The organism is Rhizobium sp. 862_C5_N1_2 (genome assembly GCF_051811205.1).
Lineage (GTDB): Bacteria > Pseudomonadota > Alphaproteobacteria > Rhizobiales > Rhizobiaceae > Rhizobium > Rhizobium leguminosarum.
This window is the reverse complement of the sequence record NZ_JBPWPT010000001.1, coordinates 3,557,422-3,580,000: the sequence shown is the minus strand read 5'-3', so window position 1 is coordinate 3,580,000 and position 22,579 is coordinate 3,557,422. Positions and strand designations below refer to the sequence as shown.

Sequence of the window (22,579 nt, the reverse complement as noted above, 5' to 3'; positions counted from 1 at the left end):
GCATTAGACCCGAAACCGAGTGATCTAGCCATGAGCAGGTTGAAGGTTGGGTAACACCAACTGGAGGACCGAACCCGCATCTGTTGCAATAGATTGGGATGACTTGTGGCTAGGGGTGAAAGGCCAATCAAACTCGGAAATAGCTGGTTCTCCGCGAAATCTATTTAGGTAGAGCGTCGAGCGAATACCCCCGGGGGTAGAGCACTGGATGGGCTATGGGGACTCACCGTCTTACTGATCCTAACCAAACTCCGAATACCGGGGAGTACTACTCGGCAGACACACGGCGGGTGCTAACGTCCGTCGTGAAAAGGGCAACAACCCTAACCTCCAGCTAAGGTCCCCAAGTCATGGCTAAGTGGGAAAGGATGTGAGGATCCCAAAACAACCAGGATGTTGGCTTAGAAGCAGCCATCATTTAAAGAAAGCGTAACAGCTCACTGGTCTAAATAAGGGTCTTTGCGCCGAAAATGTAACGGGGCTGAAGCCATGCACCGAAGCTGAGGATTTGCGAGCAATCGCAAGTGGTAGCGGAGCGTTCCGTAAGCTGATGAAGGGAGACCCGTGAGGGCTCCTGGAGGTATCGGAAGTGCGAATGTTGACATGAGTAACGATAAAGAGGGTGAGAGACCCTCTCGCCGAAAGACCAAGGGTTCCTGCTTAAAGTTAATCTGAGCAGGGTTAGCCGGCCCCTAAGGCGAGGCAGAAATGCGTAGTCGATGGGAACCACGTTAATATTCGTGGGCCTGGTGGTAGTGACGGATTGCACAAGTTGTTCATTCTAATTGGATTGGATGGGCAGCGGAGCGGTTCCAGGAAATAGCTCCACCGTATAGACCGTACCCGAAACCGACACAGGTGGTCAGGTAGAGTATACCAAGGCGCTTGAGAGAACTATGTTGAAGGAACTCGGCAAATTGCACGCGTAACTTCGGAAGAAGCGTGACCCCATGCTAGGCAACTATTATGGGGTGGCACAGACCAGGGGGTAGCGACTGTTTATCAAAAACACAGGGCTCTGCGAAGTCGCAAGACGACGTATAGGGTCTGACGCCTGCCCGGTGCTGGAAGGTTAAGAGGAGAGGTGCAAGCTTTGAATCGAAGCCCCAGTAAACGGCGGCCGTAACTATAACGGTCCTAAGGTAGCGAAATTCCTTGTCGGGTAAGTTCCGACCTGCACGAATGGCGTAACGACTTCCCCGCTGTCTCCAACATAGACTCAGTGAAATTGAATTCCCCGTGAAGATGCGGGGTTCCTGCGGTCAGACGGAAAGACCCCGTGCACCTTTACTATAGCTTTACACTGGCATTCGTGTCGGCATGTGTAGGATAGGTGGTAGGCTTTGAAGCGGGGACGCCAGTTTCCGTGGAGCCATCCTTGAAATACCACCCTTATCGTCATGGATGTCTAACCGCGGCCCGTTATCCGGGTCCGGGACAGTGTATGGTGGGTAGTTTGACTGGGGCGGTCGCCTCCGAAAGAGTAACGGAGGCGCGCGATGGTGGGCTCAGACCGGTCGGAAATCGGTCGTCGAGTGCAATGGCATAAGCCCGCCTGACTGCGAGACTGACAAGTCGAGCAGAGACGAAAGTCGGTCATAGTGATCCGGTGGTCCCGCGTGGAAGGGCCATCGCTCAACGGATAAAAGGTACGCCGGGGATAACAGGCTGATGACCCCCAAGAGTCCATATCGACGGGGTTGTTTGGCACCTCGATGTCGGCTCATCGCATCCTGGGGCTGGAGCAGGTCCCAAGGGTTTGGCTGTTCGCCAATTAAAGCGGTACGTGAGCTGGGTTCAGAACGTCGTGAGACAGTTCGGTCCCTATCTGCCGTGGGTGTAGGAATATTGACAGGATCTGTCCCTAGTACGAGAGGACCGGGATGGACATATCTCTGGTGGACCTGTTGTCCTGCCAAGGGCATAGCAGGGTAGCTATATATGGACGGGATAACCGCTGAAGGCATCTAAGCGGGAAACCCACCTGAAAACGAGTATTCCCTATCAGAGCCGTGGAAGACGACCACGTTGATAGGCCGGGTGTGGAAGTGCGGCAACGCATGAAGCTTACCGGTACTAATAGCTCGATCGGCTTGATCGTTCTCATTGACTATGCTCATCTCAAGGCGACCGCAAAGCGGTCGTCCGGATCGATGATGCAAGACCTTTGTCCTGACGCGCCAATGGCGCTGCGGACGGCCCGCGCTACCAAGCGCGACGGCCTCTGGCCTGTATGGGTGCCACAAGCATCCGCAGTCAGAAGAGGTTCCAAAGACGTGTTCAAAAAAAGAAAACAGGCTAATGCCTGCCAGCTTCTCAAAACATATAGTTGCGCTTTGCCGACCTGGTGGTTATGGCGGGGTGGCTGCACCCGTTCCCTTTCCGAACACGGCCGTGAAACGCCCCTGCGCCCATGGTACTTCGTCTTAAGACGCGGGAGAGTAGGTCGCTGCCAGGTCTGCAAAGCGCAACTAATCAATCTTCTCATCACCAAACAAACGGCCCAAAGCCGAAACAAAAGGGCCGCTCACAAAGCGGCCTTTCGTGTTATAATACACCAGCAAATCCCAGCGATTTGCTCATGGCGCGGGGTGGAGCAGCCCGTTCGGCCTGAAATCGATCCACTGGATCGATTCCTTCACGGCCTCACCTCGTCAGGCTACGCCTGACAGCGCTCCCGGGCTCAAACAGCTCGGAATACATTAACGCGGGGTGGAGCAGCCCGGTAGCTCGTCAGGCTCATAACCTGAAGGCCGCAGGTTCAAATCCTGCCCCCGCAACCAGATACACAAAGGCCCGCCTCGTGCGGGCTTTTGTGTATCTCGTAACGGGTCGAGGATTTAACGCCTCCTCAGGGGCCCGCCAAGAAGGCGAAGCCGACGCAGCGGGACAGAAACTTCAAATCCTGCCCCCGCAACCAATCCGTTCCTTCCAAAAATCAAAACGCTCCTCGTGGAGCAGCCCGCTCGGCGGGCAATCGATTCACTGGATCGATTGCTTATCCGCCTCGCCTCGGCAGGCTCATAACCTGAAGGGTCCGAAGGACGGTTCAAATCCTGCCCCCGCAACCAAAATCCCAAATATACGAACATTGACACACAAATGCCCGCCACTCCGGCGGGCTTTTTTGCGTCTAGCCTACGGTACATCTAGGACCCGCTTCGGGACAATCTAACAAATCCGGTCACTCACTCAAAACTCAAGACCAGCGTGCTCTCAAGGGCCCGCTTCTTCTACTCGCCCTGTCGCAAGTTGCGAAGTCTGTCGAAGAGGACGGCGAGCACGATTGCCCCACCGATAAAGCATCCTTGCCAGAATGCGTTGATGCCGAGCAGGCCAAGACTGTTGCGGATGACCTCGATAAGTGCAGCGCCGACCAGGGCTCCAAAGGCGGTGCCGACGCCGCCAGCCAGATTGGCGCCGCCGATAACCGCGGCGGCAATGACCTGAAGTTCCATTCCGGCGCCGATGTTTGTGGTGACGGCGCCGAGCCAGCCGGTTTGAATGATGCCGGCAACCCCCGCGGACAGGGCAGAAATCATATAGACGATGACCTTGATCCTCGGCACGGGAACGCCCGTCAGTGTCGCGGCGTGCTCATTGCCGCCGATGGCAAAGACATAGCGGCCGAACTTGGTCCAGCGCAGCACGAAACCGGTGATGAGTGCCAGCACGACCATGTAAAGCACTGGATTGGCGATGCCGAAAACCCAGGCGCCGCCACCCAGCGCCAGTAGCTTGTCGTGATCAGGTCCGAACTGGAAAACGACTGTGTTGTTGGACGCAACCATCGCAAGGCTGCGCGCAATCGACAACATGCCGAGCGTGACCACGAAAGGTGGGAAGCCGAGATAGGCAATCAATGCACCGTTGAAAGCTCCGACCAAAAGAGCAGTACCGATTGAGGCGGCGATGCCGACTTCAATGCTGTATCCCGCATGCATGACGACCGCCAGCACCATGCTGCACAGGCAAAGCACGGAGCCAACGGACAAATCGATGCCGCCGGTGATGATGACCAGCGTCATGCCTAGCGCGATAATGGCGACGAAAGTGACGTTGCGGGTGATGTTGTAGATGTTCTTCGCCGTTGCAAAGGAGTCCGTCGCCATCGACAGAAAAATGCAGGCGAGAATGACGGCAATCAGCACCCAGAATGTCTGGCCGCCCATGATCGTCGCAAGCCAGCTGCGTTGCTTCTGTCCGATCGTCTGGTCAAGTGTAATCGCCATCGTCGACCTTCTTCCTTCCTGTTGCAACGGATAGCATCGATCACACCTGTTCGATGGCGCCGGTGATCAGTCCCGTCACTTCCTCCGGCGAACTTGCCGCAATCTGCTTGTCGGCTACTTTTCTGCCTCGCCGCATCACGATCACGCGGTCGGCGACCGAAAAGACGTCGGGCATGCGGTGGCTGATCAGGACAACGACAATACCCCGGTCCCGCAATTGGCGGATCAGATTCAGAACTTCAGCCACCTGGCGCACGGAAATGGCTGCTGTCGGCTCGTCCATCAATACGATTTTCGCTTCAGACAGCATCGTGCGGCCGATCGCTACCGCTTGCCGCTGGCCACCCGACATTTGCTTGACGAGATCGCGGGCCCGCGTCTCGGATTTGAGCTCGCGAAATATCTCGCTGGCGCGCTTGTACATGCTCTTGTGGTCGAGGATGCGAAGAGGCCATACCCCGCGGCGCAATTCTCGGCCAAGGAACACGTTGGCTGCCGCCGTCAGATTGTTGCAGAGCGCCAAGTCCTGGTGAACGATCTCAATGCCATGCTGGCGCGCTTCCTTCGGCTGATGAAGCACGAGATCGGCGCCGTCGAGCCGCATGGTTCCATGGCTCGGTCGAAAGTTGCCGGCAATCATCTTCACCAGTGTGGACTTGCCAGCCCCGTTGTCGCCCATGAGGCCGACAACCTGACCCGCTTCGAGCGAAAACGAAACATCGTTGACTGCCTGGATGGCACCGAAATGTTTGGAAATATTGCTGAGCTCAAGAACCGCCACCAGCCTCCGCGCCTCCCAAAACCTGCGGGCTATCCATCGCTCCCAACCCTGCTTGTCTTCGACGCAAGGCTCCGGCGCGTTCGCCTTTCCAATATCCTCCCAGGAAAAACGATTGGGAGCATTTACGCAAAACCCTGCGACAGCGTCAACTCATTGTCCGGGCCATTGACCTTATTGTCGCAAAAATCTGTTTTGTCAGACAAATATCATTTGACGAGAGTGGCGCCCGGATATTAGCTATCAATGGGGGAGAAAGAGCATGCTAATCCTTGTTACCGGTGCGACGGGCAAGGTCGGGCGGCGCTTCATTGCTGGGCTGCTTGACGATCCGAGATTTTCCAAAGCCCGTGTTCGTGCGCTTTGTCATAATCGTTTGTACGAGGCGACCGACCGTGTCGACGTCATCCAGGGCTCGATCGCCGATCGCGATGTCGTGGCAGCGGCGCTGGATGCGGTTACCCATGTCGTGCATCTCGCCACATGCAAGGAAACGCCTGAAGACATCATGGATGTCACGGTCAAAGGTCTCTTTTGGCTGCTCGAGGAGTTCCGTACGAGCGTCACGGCACGCCAGTTCATCCTGATCGGCGGTGATGCGGGGGTGGGACATTTCCACCGTCGCCACGACGGCCCGATCACCGAGAACGCCCGCCATTCTGCCTATCCGGGAAGCTATGCGCTCTCCAAAGTCCTGGAAGAGGTCATGCTGGAGCAGTTTGGCATTCAGTACGGCCTCAATGGGTGTTGTCTGCGCGCGCCCTGGATCATGGAAAAGGACGATTTCAAGTATTCGCTGTCTTTTGGAGACGACGTCTTTGGCGGCCCAGACTGGAAGACGCTCGTTCCGGAGGACGCGGCGCGGCGTTATGCAGCGATGGGTACGGTGCCGCTGCTGCTCGATGCCGACGGGCGTCCGCTGAAACGCAATTTCGTGCATGTCGACGACCTCGTCTCGGCAATACTGGCAGCGATCGATAACCCCCGGGCAGAGCGGCAACTCTTCAATATCTGCATGGATCGACCAGTCGACTATGCTGAAGTCGCCGCCTATCTCCTGCGCACGCGCAATCTCGGCTCCATCGACATACCAAGCCGCTTCCATTCCAATTGGATGGACAACAGCAAAGCGAAATACCTGCTGGATTGGCGGCCAAACTACGATCTCGAAATGCTTATCGACTCAGCCTGGCAATACGAGCGTTCGAAGGAGGAGCCTCGCATCGTCTGGTATCCGGGTTGATTTCGTGTGGCGGGCACGCGGTGTCCGTCTGTTTCAAGGGAGGAAACTATGAGGAAGGCATTACTACTTACAGCCGCAGTCTTAGCACTCACCGCCGGGCAGGCCTTGGCCAAGAAGCAACTCGTCATCGTCGTCAAGGGCCTCGACAATCCGTTCTTCGAAGCAATCAATCAAGGTTGCCAGAAATGGAACAAAGAGAACCCCACGGCGGAATACGAGTGCTTCTACACCGGCCCGGCATCGACATCCGATGAAGCCGGCGAAGCGCAGATCGTTCAGGATATGTTGGGCAAGGCAGACACGGCTGCAATCGCAATATCGCCGTCAAATGCGAAGCTCATCGCCCAAACCCTCAAGACCGCCAATCCAACGGTTCCGGTGATGACGCTCGATGCCGATCTTGCCGCCGAGGATGCAGCCTTGCGCAAGACCTATCTTGGCACCGACAATTATCTGATGGGCGCCCGCATCGGGGAGTACATCAAGAAGGCCAAGCCGAAGGGTGGTAAGATCTGCACGATCGAAGGCAATCCGGGAGCAGACAATATTCTACGCCGCGCACAAGGGATGCGCGACACGCTCACTGGCCAGAAGGGCTTGACCGCGCTGAAAGGCGAGGGTGGTTGGACCGAGGTTGCCGGCTGCCCGGTGTTCACCAATGACAACGGTGCCGCGGGTGTTCAGGCAATGACCGATATTCTCGCGGCCAATCCCGACTTGGACGCATTCGGTATTATGGGTGGCTGGCCATTGTTCGGTGCGCCGCAACCATATCGCGACCTGTTCAAACCGATGGCCGAGAAGATCGCTAGCAATGATTTCGTCATTGGTGCGGCCGACACGATCGGCGACGAGGTTGCCATTGCGAAGGAAGGTCTGGTGACTGCGCTCGTCGGCCAGCGGCCATTCGAGATGGGCTACAAGGCACCTTCGGTGATGATGGATCTGATTGCCGGCAAGCCGGTCGAAGATCCAGTCTTCACCGGGCTCGATGAGTGCACGAAGGATACAGTCGATACCTGCATTCAAAAGTAGGTTCAACGTTTGGCGGCACTCGGTTCACAGGTGCCGCCGACTCTCCGCACGAGACGGATCGAAAGATCCGCAGGCTTGACGTGCCTTGGATTCCGCGCTTTTTGCGCAGGGTCAATCGCAGGCGACTTCCTCGTTATTACGATTGTTTTGATCATACGTGCAGACAGTCGAAAGAATGCTGAGGCAGTAGAAATAAATGCCTGACAAGAAATCGGGAAAGCCGACGGCTCCGGTCGAGGTGGCGGCGGTTGACCGCTCGGCCACCACAAGGCGCCCAAATGCTCCCCGCATGACTGGGGCGAGTGTGCATGTGTCCTTAGCGGGCGAGATCGGTCTGCGAATCGTGCGCGGCGATTATCCGCCGGGCACGATTCTGCCAAATGAAGCAAAATGGTCGGAAGTCTTTGACGTCAGCCGATCGGCGGTTCGCGAAGCTATCAAGATGTTGATGGCAAAGGGCCTGCTTTCCTCTCGTCCGAAAATCGGCAGCTGGGTGGAGCCCAAGGAACGTTGGAACCTGTTGGATAGAGATGTCTTGGGCTGGTATGCCGCATCTCCCGATCGGGAATCCTTTCTGAGGGCCGTGCAAGAACTCAGGCATATGATCGAACCGGAAGCGACTGCGCTTGCTGCGGAACGCCGAACCGAAGAGCAGATGAATGCGATCAGCCAGGCCCTGCATGACATGGATCAGGCGACATCGCTCCAGCAGCGAACGGAATCCGATGCGCGATTTCACATCGCGATCCTGCGCGCCTCCGGAAATGATCTGCTGGTGCCGCTCGGCGTATTGATCGAATCGGCGCTGAACCACCTCTTCGCCCATGTCACGCGGGAGGAAGACAACTTGCGATATGCGCTGAAGCTTCATGAAAATATTGAGAAAAGCATCCGATTGCAACGGCCGAACATGGCGCGCAACGCAGTCCGCAAGGTGCTGGCAAATACCGATCAAATCATAGCACGGTGGTCGCGATAGAAGTCTGCATCCAGCCCGGCTCAGGCTGCTAGGCCCGCGTGGTACCTTCGCCGACTCCGGATGTAACGCAAAGCGGATCCGCGCTTCGGAGGTCGTCTATAAATATTGAAATTACAGGCCTCCGTAGTTTCAGTCCGCCGCAACCAAATCCACAAAAGATGCGCTATCAAGCGGGTTTTTTGCGTCTAATGTCCGGTGATCGCCCGGGTTGAGTTCCCTGAGGCCGGTCTTTCTTCGAGATCGTTCCGCACCTCGGCAAGATTGCGCCAGGTCATCAGATCGAGAACTTCCATGGAGGCCACGATGCTGGCGATGAGGCCACGCACCTGCAACGCCCCCGGCTGATGGCGGGTGTCTCGCCGATCAGGCGTTTCTCGACAAGTTGGAGGACGATCGGAATGGGCATCCGTTTTGCATCCTCTTCGCGCCCGTTGCGGGCTCGGAATCGGCTTGCATCACGCCGGAGACCGGCTCTGGCAACATACCTCAAGGTTATTCCCTGAACCGCAACGTTAGGGATCTTTGCTTCTGCGCTGCAGGCGACCGATGAGGGGGAGGACAGCCGCGGTCGGCAAGAATGCGACAAGAGTGAGCAACTTGGCTGAAATGCCAGGGACAACGCGGCGACGGCCCGAGTTGAATCCTCTCCAGGCCCGCTCAGCGACATATTCAGCGTCCAACTTGGGCAATATCTTGAAGAGAGCCGCCCGGTTCGCGCCAGCCTTTTCGAGGAATTCGGTGGACACCGGTCCGGGCGCGACACATGTCACCGTAACGCCAAAGCGGCGCACTTCCTGATGGAGCGCGTCCGAAAAAGAGTGCACGAAACCCTTGCTTGCGTAGTACAACGCCATATACGGCCCGGGAAACAAACCCGCTATAGAGCCGAGATTGATCACGCCGCCACGTCCGCGCGCAAGCATTCCGGGCAGGAAGCGAAGGGTCAAGTCCGTCAGGGCGCGTATATTGAGATCGACGATCCCAAGCTGATCGTTGAGGGGGAGTAATGTTGCTGCGCCTCGCAGGCCATACCCGGCACTGTTGACCAGCACGCCGCAGACCAAATCATTGGCGGTTAGAAAAGCCTCAAGACGCTCGGACGCGTCGGCTGCAAGCAGATCCAGCTCCAGCGTGAAGGCCTCACCGCCGGCCTGCTGTACCTCGGCCGCCGCAGCGGTGAGGCCTTCAGGCGAGCGCGCGATGAGCACGACGACGTTGCGGTCGCGTGCGGCAACCTTTGCGATTGCTCGTCCAATGCCGCGGGAACCGCCAACCACGACGACAGCCGAACGGAACTCGTTGTGCGGGGTCACTTCGATGTTCCTACCGACGGCATGATGGTCGCGGCTCCCCTGTGGACGAGGCTATTTACTTCGTCGGTGACCTCGCCATTCAAGATCCTTTCGAATCGTTCCAATGCCCGTGCCACATTCGCTCCATCCATAACCCTGTGGTCGTAGTGAATGCGGACAGTAACCGATCCATCCTCGCCGATCGGGCCGTAGTTGAAAAGTGTGGTCAGCGGACTGAGAGGGTTGAGAGACTCCGCTCCGAGACCCGAATAGACAGACAGTTGGAAGGTGCCGAAATAGCGCGCTCGCTTCCGTCCTATATTGAGTCCGAGCCACATGAGCAGCCACCTCACAGGGGCAGGTGCGCGAGCAAGCTCCAGAGAGCGCCGAAACTCCTTGATCTCCAGAACCGGAAGTGACCTCGCTGAACGGATCAGCGTCTCCAGCTCGGGGATTGAGCGTTGCTCGGGACCTTTGATGGTGCTCAGCAGAACGACCCGTTCTCCGTCATGCTCGCGCTCATGGGCAATGGAGGCCACGCTGGCCGGATATTCATAGAGCTGTGGCCACGGAAACTTGATGTAAGCGCGCCGCAATTCAGGAATTTCTTGAGAGAGCAGAGCGTATCCCTTCAAGAAAAGCACCGTCCAGGACGGCCGGGCATCCGCTCCGTCTCTTGCATCCAGGAGGGGCCGAACGTTCATTTGCCGCTGGACCGTCACACGCGGCACCCCGATCGAGAATCTCATCAGATCTCCGACAAGGCGTCGCGATGCCGAGAGCTTGATCGTTCGGCCTCTCATCTTGCCACCTCTAATAAAGATAAGGGATGATGCGCTTGGTCTTCGCCATATACGCTTGATATTGCGGACCGAAAACTTCCAGCATCATACGTTCTTCCTTGTCCACCCTTAGGAAGAATAGAACGGTGAAACCGATCAGGCCCGCCATGCCTGCCACCCAGTTCGGCAGCAGAAACACTTGTGAAAGCCCCATCAAAAGGAACGACGTGTACATGGGGTGGCGGACAAGGGCGTACGGGCCAGCGCATATCAATTCGTGCTGCTGGCGGATCTCCAGCGTAATCGACCAGTTTCGTCCTAATTGCTTGTGGGTTCTTCGAAAGACCCACATCGCGGCGCAGAAGAGTATTGTCCCGATCACGACGGCCCACAAATGGGCGGTATAGTTGGCTGCCTCAGGGATGCCGGTCGCGACGTAAAATCCCGGCACGATCGCAAGTCCTGCGAGGGCTGCCGCAAGTCCGACCGCCTCCGAACCGGTACGGCGTTTACTGACGACCGGCACTCGCTTTGCGCGACGCTCAAATGGGTATCGAATGATGCACCAGGCAACAATTCCGAGAACCCAGACGCCCTCGCCGACGACGGCTGCTGATAAGTTCAAATCAAGTCACCAGAACCTTTCCATGATCTGCCTTCTTGGATGCCCCGGTAATCAACCTGTATTCATCTCCCGAAGGTTTGTAATGAACTGTTGCGGCCTTAGCCAAATGCTGGGCGCCTTATAACCCATGTGCCGTGCGATATCCGCCACAAAGGCATTGCAGTTGTATACCGATGCCTCCCAGAGACGAGAGGTTGCCTGCAGTTTGCGTATATACGCAACTGTGTCGTTATATTCATTATCACTCAGCATCACACGCCAGCTTGCTGATCTGTACTGCTCTTCCAGGTCACCATCCGTTGGTCCGGTCGAGGCCGGAACCGGTATGAAGTGGCCTATTACATACTGCGCGGCATCGGGAGAAGCTGGGGCAAGCCCTGCAACTTCGGGATTGATCATATTTCCGTTTTTATCCGCCTGCCCAAAAACGACGTAGGTGTGGCCGTAGGTCAGCGCATAGCGTGAGCGGAATTCGATGAAATGCCGATTTGATTTGTTTTCAGCCGTATTGGTTGGAGCTACGCCTCTGCCGTTGGATGTATAATGCGGTAAAGGCCTTTTGTCTTCTGTCTGGCATGACGATGCCACGAACGCCAACATAACAACTAGCGACACACCGCCTCTTCCAAGCGCCATCACTAAGCTCCATATGCAGGCCCTGACGAATGCGAGCCCGAAGTCAGCATATAAAAATGCCACTCTTGCGCTGTGAGTTACGAAGGAGCGCAGCTTGGCGGTTTATGTAAGAAGAGGAAGGGTCTATGTGACCCTTCCTAAGAATCAAACCCGATATGCTACTTGTAGACTGCTTCTGCCGGCGGTGGGGCCTTCCCCTTGCCTTTGCCAATCGACCCGCAAGCACTCAGATTGGCCACCGCAAACATCGCAACGATTACAATTAGAATTCTGCTCATCAGGAAGTCCTCTCCTCATCATGGAATAGCCTTTCAGGCTACACCTTAAAGTTTAGCGACAATCAGTACCCTGGATAGGGCAGACATGATGCAACATGCAACGAATCTACATTAGCAGATACATATTGCTATGGCCAACCCCGCGATTTCAAATGGTAAACACCATCAGATGACAACCACGCGCGTGCCTACGCGTGCACGGGAGTAGAGGTCGACGATGTTTGTGTTCGTCAGGCGAATACACCCATTCGAAACGGCACGGCCTATCGACCAGGGGGCATTCGTTCCGTGCAACCGGAACAGGGTATCTTCTCCGCCTTGGTAGAGGTAGAGGGCCGCTGCACCGAGAGGGTTGAGCGGTCCTCCCGGTATCCCATCGGCATACTTGGCCAGCCGGGGCTTGCGCTGAATCATGTCATTGGTGGGCTTCCACGAAGGCCACTCTGCCTTATAGCCGATGGTAGCCTCGCCCTTGAAACTCAGTCCTTCCTCACCGACGGCAACGCCATAGCGAGTCGCCAGTCCGTCTGCCTCCACGAAGTAAAGGTAGCGGCTCGCCGTATCGACGACGATAGTTCCGGGCGGTTCACTCCCCGTATACGCGACCTCCTGTCGTCGATAGCGGGGATCGGCATCCGGATCCCTCGCGAATCGGTAGCCCAGTGGCGGCCCATCGCCCGAAGTACATCCAGAAAGCATCAGAGCCAGGCTCCCCAGCACGAGCCCCCGGCGTGTAATATGCTGTTTGTCCATTTCCACCTGCCAAGTAACTCCGTCGATCCCGTTCATTCCAAATTAGCCCGTTCATTCCAAATTAGATTGCGACATCTTTTGATAAAGACACTCAACTCTGTGGAGGATGAGTTCGCAACACTGGCAACATCTCAAGCTGCGCAATACCATGCCCCTCTATTTTTCCGTGAAACCCCTTGCATCAATAATCGCGCCGATCGAATATTAGCATATCAACAAGGACAGAGACGATGAAGCTTTGCCTGGAAGGAAAAATCGCGATCGTAACGGGCGCAGGTTCCGGAATTGGTGCCGCCGTTTCCCGACACCTCGCTGAGGAGGGTGCCGAGGTTGTTGTCGCCGATATCAATGCTGACGCAGCACACACGATTGCCGCCGCAATCAGATCAGAGGGAGGCCGCGCCCGTGAATTTGTCGTCGATGTCAGTGACAGTGAAAGTGTGCAGAGACTTGTCGATTTTACCGTCGAGACATGTGGCGGCTTGAATCTGGCGGTCAATAATGCGGGAATCGATGGGATGCGCGCAGCGGTCGCAGACTATCCGCTCGATAATTGGCACAAGGTGATGAACGTCAATCTGAACGGCGTCTTCTATTGCATGAAGTCCGAAATTGGCGCGATGCTGAAGCTGGGCGGCGGTGCAATCGTGAATATGTCTTCCACTCTCGGGACCGTTGGATTACCCACCGCGGCGGCATACACCGCGGCCAAGCACGGGGTTGTTGGACTGACGAAAGTCGCAGCGATGGAGTATGCGAGATTGGGTATCCGCATAAATGCCGTCGGTCCCGGCTGGATCGAAACGCCACTTTTGTCAGAGCATCTTGAGGCGGCGAGTACGCGACGCATGGCATCGCTTCAACCAATGGGCAGGCGTGGAAAACCGGAAGAGGTCGCGACTCTTGTGTGTTTCCTCCTGTCCGAGCAGGCCAGCTTCATCACTGGGGTGCACTATTTGGTGGACGGGGCCTATACCGCTCACTGAAGAAAGGCCTTGAGAAGATGCGACGATGTCCAACCTGTCTCCATTTTGCCTGGTGGTGTGGCTGGCCGGGATAGCCCGTGTTTTACACGACATCGCGGTCCTCTCCGGTGATCCTGTCGGCTATCGCCATGTGGGGCCACGTTGGGGGTTCTCACGAACAGCAAGACCGGACATGACGGCCATCGCCACTAACGGGACGAGATGAAGGCGTAGATTGTGTTGGAGAGTTTGCGGCCGGCGTGATGGTGGATGACGGTGTGGAGCGCAACAGACTGAAGCCGAACACACTGTCGTCGTGGCGAACGATGGCGTGCTGTGGCAAATGCATGTACCGGTATCCGAATACGCCGTTCATCTCCGGCTCCGTCGGCAGGTGCGGAGCGCGAGCCGCCAGGGGCAACTTCCACCGGTCTCGTCGCTGCCTTCGGAAGCCGCGATCATCCGCTAGCGGAAGAAGAGCGAGTGGTCACAGGGCGCGAAAGGATAGGTGGAAATAATTGCCGTGCATTCCGTTGGTGACTTCAGCAGCTTCAAATCTCAGCGCAAATCAGGCCCCAGGCAACCAAGTTTCTCCTAGATGACCAAACGAGAGCCCCCTGACAAAGGGGGCGTGTGCCGGACCGTAGCTGAGATTGGAAATAGCGCGCAGCAACCGAATCGAAGTCGGAATACTCAGGATACGCGCTGCTTTCGCGAGGTTTTCGATCCAACCTCTTCCATCATGCAAACCTCTCGCTAATCTCGGCTCTTCAAAGAGAAGGCAAGCACGTAGTCGCCGATATCCTTCGAATAGGGTGCGCCGCCAACCGATATCAGGACATATTGCTTGCCTGTTTTCGGTGAGACATAGGTCATGGGCGTCGCGCTCGAGCCGACTGGCAGGGGATATTTCCAGAGCTCTGTACCGTCCTCGGCGTCATAGGCGCGGATATAATAATCCTGGAAGCCAGCGAAGAAGACGACGCCGCCCGCAGTCGCCGAAGTGCCGGCGTAGCTCGGCAGACCCATCGGCATAGGCAGCTTGGTTTTGATCTTGAACGGCCCGAGTTCTTCGGCGGTGCCGGCCGGAACCTGCCACGCGATCTTGCGGGTGCTCAGATCCACTGCGGTGACGGTACCGAAGGGCGGCTGCGTGCAGGGAACGCGGAGCCTCGATGTCCACATTTCGGTGGCCATTGCGTAAGGTGTGCCTCGTTGTGGTGCCGAGGGCCCGTGCGCCGTCGTGGTGAGGGCAAAGTCGACATACTCCTCGCGCGGAATGAGTGCGAAGAGACTGGGCACGCGGATATCGTTCATGAAGACCCGGTTGTTGGGCAGATCGACCGATACGCTTCCCCAATTGAGGCCGCCCAGATTTCCCGGCTGCTGGATCGCATACTGCGTGCCGATCGGGGTGAAATCGCCGTCGTAGCGCATCTTGCGGAATGCGATGCGGCATGCCAGCTGATCGAACATCGTCAGGCCCCAGGCCGTCTGCTCCGTCACGCGCTCCGCACCGATTGTCGGCATGCCGACGGAGTAGGGCTGTGTCGGGGAGAGTTTCTCTTCCGGCGCGCCACCTTCCTGCGAAACCGGCTTCTCCTCAACTTCGGCAAGCGGTGTGCCGGTCCGGCGGTCGAGGAGAAAAAGCTGCCCGCGTTTGGTGGTCTGCAGGAGAGCAGGCACGGTGGCGCCATTACCGTCAGGCAGGTTGATCAGGACCGGTTGGGCCGGCAGGTCATAGTCCCAGATATCGTGATGCACGGTCTGGAATTTCCATTTCTCGCGACCCGTCGTCACATCGAGCGCCACCAATGTCGCGTTGTACTGATCGGCGAAAGCAGGACGATTGACGCCGTAATAATCCGGCGTGGTATTGCCGAGCGGCGCATAGATGAGGCCGAGCTTGTCGTCGAATGCGGCCGTCGTCCACATGTTGGGCGTGGCCCGGGTATAAGTCTGGCCCTCCGGCGGCAGTTTGGTGATCTCAGGGTTGCCGAGATCCCACGCCCATTCGAGTTCGCCGGTGACCACGTTGAACGCGCGGATGACGCCCGAGGGTTCGCCGACTTCCTGATTGTCCGTGACCCAGCCTCCGACGACGATCAGGTTGCGGGCAATCAGCGGCGCCGATGTCTGGAAATAATAGCCTGTCTTGACTTCGCCCATGCCCTGGGAAAGCTGCACGGTGCCATTGTCTCCGAAGCCCTTGCAGGGAACGCCAGTCTTGCTGTCGATCTCCAGGAGACGGGCATCAATCGTCGTCTGCACCAAACGCTCGTGGCAAAGACCATCGGCGGATTGCGCTTCTTGCGGCATCTTGTAGTAACCGAGGCCGCGGCAGCGCTGCCAGTAAGGCGCCGTCGCCTTGGGGTCGAAGGTCCAGCGGGGTTTGCCTGTATCTGCATCGAGCGCTGCGATCACATCTGTCGGCGTGCAGGTGTAGACCGTATCGCCGATCTGCAGAGGCGTGTTCTGATCGGCGCCATCGCTTTTTCCGGTGCGATATGTCCAGGCAAGATCGAGCTTGGACACGTTGCCGCGGTTGATCTGATCGAATGGGGAATAACGGTCTCCTGCCGTAGTGCGGCCATAGGATGTCCAGTCGGAGGGAGCGTTGTCGCCCGTGGCGGGCTTGTAGGCGGTGATGTCGGCGGATGGGCGGATGACGCCGTGCGGTACGAAGCTGAGACCGAAACCCGCGACAAAGATGAGAGCGGTCACCAAGGCGCCGGCATAAAAGACCTTCCGGTTGGCGCTCGGGGAACGCGACGGCGCAAACAGAAGCGCAAAGCCTGCCAGCGCGATGGGGGACATCAAGCGGGCAAAAAGCGCCCAAAAATTAAGACCCGACTCCCATAACGCCCAGGGAAGGGTGAAGACGGCGACAAGCAGGACGATGAGGCTGCCGGATATCTTCCGGCGCCACAGCAGAAACGCGCCAACCACATAAGAAAGCCCAACGATCGCGTAATAGGGGGAGCCGCCGAGGCTTAGCAGCCAGGCGCCGCCTCCGATCAGCCCCAATCCGATAAAGGCGAGAACAAGACAAAATAGGGTAGCCAGAAATTTCATAGTCTCCTCATCCAATCCGCCGCCCGATCACCTGGATTCCAACTCCGACCGTCGCAGGGCACCTCGGGAAGCACAGGGGGCCATGGGTTGATGGTCAGAGATGCGTCTTCGGGAGAGGGGTGCTCTCTCGTTCAATTTTTACCTGATGTACCTGTGGTCACTGACACGCGGCCCCGATCCGGCAATGATGCCGCCGCTACTCTGCAGCAACGGCTTGCCATTCCAAATCGAGTCAATACTTCTGAAAGGGGCACAGATGTTTCTCGGCGAAAAGCTTGATCAAGCGAACGGGCGACCGACAGGATTCGATTATATGCGATTACTGTTAGCCTTTTCAGTGCTTTGGATACATACGGCCCGCGTTACGTACGGCGATGACCTGTTTCTCTGGGAGTCACCCTTCCGCCCTGTTATTAAGTCAGTGCTGCCCATGTTCTTTGTCCTGAGCGGGTTCCTGGTGGCTGGCAGTCTTGAACGATCGAAGACATTGATCTCCTTCCTCGGTAACCGATTTATCCGGATCTACCCTGCTCTTGCGGTTGAGGTATTGCTGGCTGCCTTTATACTCGGAGCGATCTATACAGAGTATGACCTGCGTGACTATTTCACCGATCCTCAGTTCTTTACATATCTGATGAATGTCACAGGGCACATTCACTTCAATCTTCCCGGGGTATTCCTGGATAATCCTGATGCCGCGATGGTGAACGGGCAGCTCTGGACGGTGCCCTTCGAGCTTGAGTGCTATGCGGTGATCGCCGTCCTCTTTGTGCTCGGTGTCGTCAGGCGGCGGGTGATTGCCCTTATCGCAACGCCGGCCTTGATCATAAGCTTCGGTATCGCAAGATATTGGAAACATGAAAGTGATTGGGCGAATATGCCGACGACTGCGTCAGGCAATCTGCTCATTTGTGCTTTTCTTGTGGGGGTGACCTTCTATCTCTACAAGGACAAGGTTCGTTGGGATGTTAGAATTTTCCTCGCCTCGGTGGCATTCATACTATGGGCCTATTGGTTCACCTCCTTTGGGGACTTCGTTGCGATTCCGGCCATAGGCTATGTCACAATCTTCCTTGGCCTCACCTCGCCCCGCAAGCTTGGCGTCCTGCGTGGAGCCGACTACTCCTACGGCGTCTTCCTCTATGGCTATCCGATCCAACAGGCATTCGTAGCGCTCGGGCCTTGGGCGCATAACTGGTGGCTGAACGGCATTGTCTGCAGCATCATTGCCACTTGCTTTGCCGCCTTCTCGTGGAGATTCATCGAAAAGCCAGCGCTGAAATTGAGGAAGCAAGTCACCTGGCTGGAAAACTTCAGGCTCCAACGCGGCGCAAAACGGCAACTGGCCGGCGCAGTCTCGAAATAGGCTTGTCTGTCGATACCGGACCCAAGGCTGGCAATTCCATCGCTGGCGCTTAACCGACTACAAGGTCAGCAGGGCTCGCCATCGCCGCGAGCCCTGTTTCGTTGTTGCCTGACCCATCACCACTGATGAACACCCGGTCCGTCATAGGGGCCGAGTTTTGCGTAGGCGGTTGCGCAACCCTGAGACCGTCAATGTCACATGCTTGCCGGGTAAGCGTGACCCCGACCGCGGCGAGCGCATATGCGCTGATCCTAGAGCCTTTCCTGGTCAGATTGCAGCATTCTGTTGGCTCAAACGGAGTCGGATGGTCGACCGGCCGGCGCGCGTCGTAGCCCAGCTCTACGGCCAAGCCGGCCGGTCGATCAGCCGGTCCGTTTCAGCCAACCCTCCCGCAGATTTGCCGGGCAAATCTGCAAGACTTTAGAATCGCCGGACGCACCTATTGCTTCGCATGGCGAAGCAGTGCGGCCGGTGGGCCGGGCATCTTTGCGCCAGGATCAGAGGCGATCGGCTCGAACGTACCAAGAGGTATGCCCTTCGCCAATCGTCTCTGCCCTGACGAAAACCTGCTCCGGCAGAATGCTGCAATCTGACCAGGAAAGGCTCTTGGCCTATGACTAAACTTATTTTTTCGGAAAAAATGAATGTTCAGTTCGGCAAGAGAATGCCGTAACCGCATCCCCGGCTTCTGTATAAGCCTTCGATGCCTAAATCTTTCCAGCCGCTATATCCATGAATTTCTTGGTTTTTGACGATGGAGTGGCCGTGGTGGATGAATAGTCGAATATTCTCCGGCGTGGCTCAGCCGAGTTATTGGGCGGGTGTTAGCAATATTTTAACCGTAATGGATAAAATACTTTGATCGGACTTCGTTCTGACTTTGGGTTTTGTCATGTCATTGAGGGCTGACGGTGGCTTGAAGGAGGTGTGAAGAGAGGAACGGAATAATGCTGAACAGCACGCTCATCGTGGTTGCCGTCTCCATCGCCGCCGGAGCGACCATTCGCGCTTGGGCCTTTGCAACCTTCGCATTTCTGGTGGTCGCGGCCTTGGGCGCCGTGACCCTGCTAAAAGGTTCCTCCTTGACGGAAGCGATCGTTTCTTGCCTCGAAGTGCTTGTGTTGATGGAGATATGCTATCTAGCGGGTCTATTCGCCTTCTCATTGTGGGGGCATCAAAAGCGCCGGAAAAAGAACTCCATCGCCGATCGCTCCCATGTCACAGGCAAGCGTCCTCATGGATGATGACTGAGGCGGCAGAATTCCCGGTGTTTGCGCTATGTCAGGATGTCTAAAGCGAGGCGCAATCTTTCAGATTTGTTCTTCACGCTTTAGATCTTTATTTCCAACGCATGTCGCTATCGCAAAACCGCTGCACGCTTTTGCGCGACATGCTTTAGGAGTCCACCCTGGGCAGTAGGGCCTGCCGGGACAGCAAGGCGGAGAGTGTTTTTGCCATGATCGCAAAATCCAGCGCGAGCGTCCATTTGGACAAATACTCGACGTCGAGGGAAACTCTATTCTGATAGCTGACGTCGTTGCGCCCGCTGGTCTGCCAAGGGCCAGTCAGGCCGGGGCGGACGGCCATGTAGGCGTAAGCATGTTCACCGTAACGCGACAGCTCTTCTTTGGTAATGGCGCGAGGCCCGACGAGGCTCATTTGACCCAGCAACACGTTGATCAATTGCGGAAGCTTGTCGAGGCTCGATCGTCTCAAAATACCGCCGACGACAGTGACCTGCGCTTTGGCCGTTGCGTCGGCTCTTATCGTACGAAACTCGAGGCAACCAAACTCTTTTCCCTTATAACCGAGCCGACGATGGGAATTGAATACAAGCCCCCAATCACTTAGCGTTATGATGACTGCCACCGACAGAAAGAGCGGCGACAGAAGGAATAAGACACTTGCCGCAATGATGATGTCCAATGCACGCTTCAGAATTCTGCTGATCCTATGGGATTGTGACGAATTAAATGGACGCCTTTCCTGTCGAGCCCTGGCGAAATCCCGCCAAGGTTTGGTTGGGTTGACGCCCTGATTTTTTCCCGCCATCCGCGTCTCCGTTAGACAAACCCCAGAAATCACAGCCAAAGCTTGTTTTAATGCAAGTTTGATGTCTGTGACCGAGGTCATAATCTTCAATAAATTCTTTATACTCTAAAGAAATTATTTTGACTATTTAAAATATTACCTTTGTTGTTGAAATATATAACGGAGGCGTCATTCAGATTTATTTTATATTCTTATATTGCTCTTGTAGTTGTTAACTTATTCTGCGGGTAAGCAATTGTCATAAATTGTATAAAAACCGTCGCGCAGCTTCAAGGAGTTTCTTGGGATAGAATTCAATATGAATTTTATTATATATAAATGTGAGGAGTCGTCATGATTATGTATAGTTTAAACACGAGATTTTTATTATATTACTGTTTGACTTTATAATTTAACGCATTACGAATGTCGCTCAAGACAGTAAATCAATTAGTCTGCGTGGAGTTACGCGTATGGACGGGGCGATTAGCATCAGAGACAACAGGACTAGAGGAGGCGCGGCGCCGATAGGCGAAGCGGTTACTTGTGGGCCTGTTGGTATTGTTTACGGCGGCCGGGCCGATTTGGATCACGACTTTCCGTTTTGCCGCTCAAGTATTCGAAAGTTTCGCCGCGGTGAGGTTATTGCCAGCGCCGGTGTCCTCATCGACATGTTCGCCCGCGTACAGCGCGGAATGGTGAGCGCAAGCACGCCGCTTGCCGATGGACGAGAGTTCATCGTCGAAATCATTCCTATAGGTGGCTTGATCGGCGAATTGGAGGTGCTGCGCAAGCAGTCTCTCAGCCTGGAATATCGAGCCTCCTCGGACTGCGAACTGCATTATTTCGACGGTCGGTTGCTGCGGGACTTGTGTGCGAACGATCCGCAATTTCAGGTGATGATCTTGTCGAAGGCACTGGCGCGCGTTTCCGAACTCGAGCTGCGGATCATTTCCAACGCCGGATCGAGTCTAAGGCAGAGACTGGCCCGGACGCTGCTGCGTCTTTCTGCCTTGTACAGAATGGATGCGCAGAATAGCGGCGACGAGTTGATCATCTCCCAACATGACCTGGCCGCGACGCTGCCGGCGTCGCGCGAGAAGGTCAACCAATGCCTGCGGCGTTTGCGCGAGAGCAAAGTGGTCGACGGGACACAGGGCAAAATCCGCATTCTCAATCGGAAGGCGCTGGAGGCTTACGCTGAGGGTGTGACGTCCCTCGCTTGAGACGTCGCGGTGATAAAAACAAAAGAGCAGAAAGCCTCAACAGAACCCGCCACCGGCGGGTTCTGTGTTTGAATGGCTGTGGGTGTTGATAGTCGGACGAAGCAGGGCTGAAAGACCAAATTGGCGTTTTTGCCCCCATATCTTAGTGACGTTTTGCCCAAACGGCCGCGCAATTTGCGCGACATGCTCTAGATTTCGCTCTCGGAAGCATTCCTCCAGTATTTCCACCCTTCACCCTGTATGAGCCCGTGATCGGACAGGTCCTTCCAGCTTCTGTAGGTGCCCGTATCGTCATAGACGAAGTCATCCATGTCCTTGCCCGAGGAGTATACGGTGTATTCCTCCGTATGTTGGGACAGGTGTGCCGCGTCGGCAACCTTGTGCACGAAGGTCGACAGGAACTTGAAATGCAGAAGGGCGCCGGATACGCCGAGCGCTCCGCGCATGTCGCCCAAATTCAGGGAGAGTGGCCAGACCTGGTGCGATGATTTGAGAAACAGACGTTCACCCTGGACATAGACGAGAGGTATCTTGTTAAGCGCGGGGCCGTCCCAGAGCCGGTCGTGGAAATAGACCCTCCCGCGAACGCCGCCCTTGATCCATATTGTCCCGTTGCGTTCGTCGAAATGCGCGACATATCCGGATCGGTCGAAGAGATTGCAGACCTCGAGCGGGTTGCGACCGGGTTCGCAGATGTTTTCAAGAACGGGATGCGGGCTGTACATGTCGATCATGACCGAGCGGAGGGAGTGGCCGCCCATGGAATCGATATAGGCGGTCAATTGATCAATCGGCCGGGTGTCGCAATGGGGATAGACCAGAAATTCATCTGCATCAACATACAGGACCCACTTCTCCCGGCAGTGCCGGTTGATGACTTCGTTGATCCAGTCGTTTCCGAATCTCGCCGCCTTGTAGGACCCATGAGCCGAAAGAAGAGAGACATCGTCGAAGCTGGACAGCAACTCAGCCGTGCCGTCGGTGGAGCCGTTATCGATGCAGATGAAGTGCTCGAAGCCGAGATTACGATAATACTGCAGGAAGAAGGCCAGCCGGTGCCCTTCGTCGCGGATGACGCAGATGACGACGTGGCGCGCCTGCTTGAGCCCGCTGCGCAGCAGGTCATAGCGAACCTGCCGAGCCTTGAGCGACCGGCGCAGGCGGGCTTTCACGTAATGCGAGATACTGGCGGCGGAAGCCCTATAACTCATATTCTGTCCTGAACATTATCCATTCCTGGAATGAATGGATGAATACTTGCGCTTCCGTCTGCAAATCCACGG

Annotated in this window: 18 protein-coding genes, 1 tRNA gene and 2 rRNA genes (1 of these 21 cut by a window edge); 10 read left to right on the top strand and 11 right to left on the bottom strand. The window is 56.2% G+C overall.

The genetic code is table 11. From position 1 onward, the window contains the following. From ACD590_RS17905 to ACD590_RS17895, 3 genes are all read left to right on the top strand, one after another. Positions 1 to 2,101, top strand: a 23S ribosomal RNA gene (locus ACD590_RS17905); it begins 779 nt to the left of the window's first position. 242 nt (positions 2,102 to 2,343) lie between these two features. After that, positions 2,344 to 2,458: ribosomal RNA gene (gene rrf, locus ACD590_RS17900) — 5S ribosomal RNA — on the top strand. A 248-nt stretch (positions 2,459 to 2,706) separates the two neighbouring features. After that, positions 2,707 to 2,783, top strand: a tRNA-Met gene (locus tag ACD590_RS17895). Positions 2,784 to 3,233: 450 nt separating this feature from the next. Here ACD590_RS17895 and ACD590_RS17890 read toward each other — a convergent pair. Further along, complete coding sequence (locus ACD590_RS17890; RefSeq protein ID WP_018446950.1) at positions 3,234 to 4,232, bottom strand: ABC transporter permease; 999 nt, start codon at positions 4,230 to 4,232, stop codon at positions 3,234 to 3,236. A 40-nt stretch (positions 4,233 to 4,272) separates the two neighbouring features. After that, positions 4,273 to 5,013: an ATP-binding cassette domain-containing protein gene (locus ACD590_RS17885; RefSeq protein ID WP_018243386.1), complete on the bottom strand. Its 741-nt coding sequence runs from the start codon at positions 5,011 to 5,013 to the stop codon at positions 4,273 to 4,275. A gap of 259 nt (positions 5,014 to 5,272) precedes the next feature. Between ACD590_RS17885 and ACD590_RS17880 the strand changes: the two genes are divergently transcribed. From ACD590_RS17880 to ACD590_RS17870, 3 genes are all read left to right on the top strand, one after another. Beyond that, positions 5,273 to 6,253: an NAD-dependent epimerase/dehydratase family protein gene (locus ACD590_RS17880; RefSeq protein WP_130717684.1), complete on the top strand. Its 981-nt coding sequence runs from the start codon at positions 5,273 to 5,275 to the stop codon at positions 6,251 to 6,253. A 48-nt stretch (positions 6,254 to 6,301) separates the two neighbouring features. Next, positions 6,302 to 7,288 (top strand): substrate-binding domain-containing protein, encoded by a 987-nt coding sequence (locus ACD590_RS17875; RefSeq protein ID WP_018243384.1) that lies wholly within the window; start codon positions 6,302 to 6,304, stop codon positions 7,286 to 7,288. A 196-nt stretch (positions 7,289 to 7,484) separates the two neighbouring features. Continuing rightward, on the top strand, positions 7,485 to 8,267 hold the full coding sequence (locus ACD590_RS17870; protein ID WP_018243383.1) for a FadR/GntR family transcriptional regulator: 783 nt from the start codon (positions 7,485 to 7,487) through the stop codon (positions 8,265 to 8,267). Between the two features lie 512 nt (positions 8,268 to 8,779). Here ACD590_RS17870 and ACD590_RS17865 read toward each other — a convergent pair. From ACD590_RS17865 to ACD590_RS17840, 6 genes are all read right to left on the bottom strand, one after another. Beyond that, positions 8,780 to 9,580 (bottom strand): SDR family NAD(P)-dependent oxidoreductase, encoded by an 801-nt coding sequence (locus ACD590_RS17865; RefSeq protein ID WP_018243382.1) that lies wholly within the window; start codon positions 9,578 to 9,580, stop codon positions 8,780 to 8,782. Then, positions 9,577 to 10,362 (bottom strand): hypothetical protein, encoded by a 786-nt coding sequence (locus ACD590_RS17860; RefSeq protein ID WP_018243381.1) that lies wholly within the window; start codon positions 10,360 to 10,362, stop codon positions 9,577 to 9,579. The genes ACD590_RS17865 and ACD590_RS17860 overlap by 4 nt, the downstream gene beginning before the upstream one ends. Before the next feature lie 10 nt (positions 10,363 to 10,372). Then, a complete protein-coding gene (locus ACD590_RS17855; protein WP_018243380.1) occupies positions 10,373 to 10,966 on the bottom strand; it encodes a protein-S-isoprenylcysteine O-methyltransferase in 594 nt (197 codons plus the stop codon). Between the two features lie 51 nt (positions 10,967 to 11,017). Continuing rightward, complete coding sequence (locus ACD590_RS17850) at positions 11,018 to 11,602, bottom strand: hypothetical protein (RefSeq protein ID WP_028733235.1); 585 nt, start codon at positions 11,600 to 11,602, stop codon at positions 11,018 to 11,020. 158 nt (positions 11,603 to 11,760) lie between these two features. Further along, a complete protein-coding gene (locus ACD590_RS17845) occupies positions 11,761 to 11,880 on the bottom strand; it encodes a hypothetical protein (RefSeq protein ID WP_018243378.1) in 120 nt (39 codons plus the stop codon). A 165-nt stretch (positions 11,881 to 12,045) separates the two neighbouring features. Then, positions 12,046 to 12,633, bottom strand: a complete 588-nt coding sequence (locus ACD590_RS17840) for a L,D-transpeptidase (RefSeq protein ID WP_026188513.1) — start codon at positions 12,631 to 12,633, stop codon at positions 12,046 to 12,048. Between the two features lie 230 nt (positions 12,634 to 12,863). On the opposite strand from ACD590_RS17840, the gene ACD590_RS17835 reads away from it, so the two are divergent. Beyond that, entirely contained in the window at positions 12,864 to 13,619 is a 756-nt protein-coding gene (locus tag ACD590_RS17835; RefSeq protein ID WP_018243376.1) for an SDR family NAD(P)-dependent oxidoreductase, read from the top strand. A 735-nt stretch (positions 13,620 to 14,354) separates the two neighbouring features. On the opposite strand, the gene ACD590_RS17830 is transcribed toward ACD590_RS17835, so the two are convergent. Beyond that, positions 14,355 to 16,673, bottom strand: coding sequence for a membrane-bound PQQ-dependent dehydrogenase, glucose/quinate/shikimate family (locus ACD590_RS17830; protein WP_439003117.1), 2,319 nt, complete (start codon positions 16,671 to 16,673; stop codon positions 14,355 to 14,357). Between the two features lie 145 nt (positions 16,674 to 16,818). On the opposite strand from ACD590_RS17830, the gene ACD590_RS17825 reads away from it, so the two are divergent. Both ACD590_RS17825 and ACD590_RS17820 read left to right on the top strand, forming a co-directional pair. Further along, positions 16,819 to 18,039 carry an acyltransferase family protein gene (locus tag ACD590_RS17825; RefSeq protein ID WP_026188512.1) on the top strand — a complete coding sequence of 407 codons (1,221 nt, stop codon included), beginning with the start codon at positions 16,819 to 16,821 and terminating at the stop codon, positions 18,037 to 18,039. Between the two features lie 947 nt (positions 18,040 to 18,986). Further along, positions 18,987 to 19,283: a hypothetical protein gene (locus ACD590_RS17820; RefSeq protein WP_439003116.1), complete on the top strand. Its 297-nt coding sequence runs from the start codon at positions 18,987 to 18,989 to the stop codon at positions 19,281 to 19,283. A gap of 151 nt (positions 19,284 to 19,434) precedes the next feature. Here the strand turns inward: ACD590_RS17820 and ACD590_RS17815 are convergent, their stop codons facing one another. Then, on the bottom strand, positions 19,435 to 20,091 hold the full coding sequence (locus tag ACD590_RS17815; protein ID WP_439003556.1) for a sugar transferase: 657 nt from the start codon (positions 20,089 to 20,091) through the stop codon (positions 19,435 to 19,437). Positions 20,092 to 20,543: 452 nt separating this feature from the next. On the opposite strand from ACD590_RS17815, the gene ACD590_RS17810 reads away from it, so the two are divergent. Beyond that, positions 20,544 to 21,296, top strand: a complete 753-nt coding sequence (locus ACD590_RS17810) for a Crp/Fnr family transcriptional regulator (protein WP_439003115.1) — start codon at positions 20,544 to 20,546, stop codon at positions 21,294 to 21,296. A 188-nt stretch (positions 21,297 to 21,484) separates the two neighbouring features. Here the strand turns inward: ACD590_RS17810 and ACD590_RS17805 are convergent, their stop codons facing one another. Continuing rightward, a complete protein-coding gene (locus ACD590_RS17805) occupies positions 21,485 to 22,507 on the bottom strand; it encodes a glycosyltransferase family 2 protein (protein WP_018446939.1) in 1,023 nt (340 codons plus the stop codon). Positions 22,508 to 22,579 lie beyond the last annotated feature (72 nt).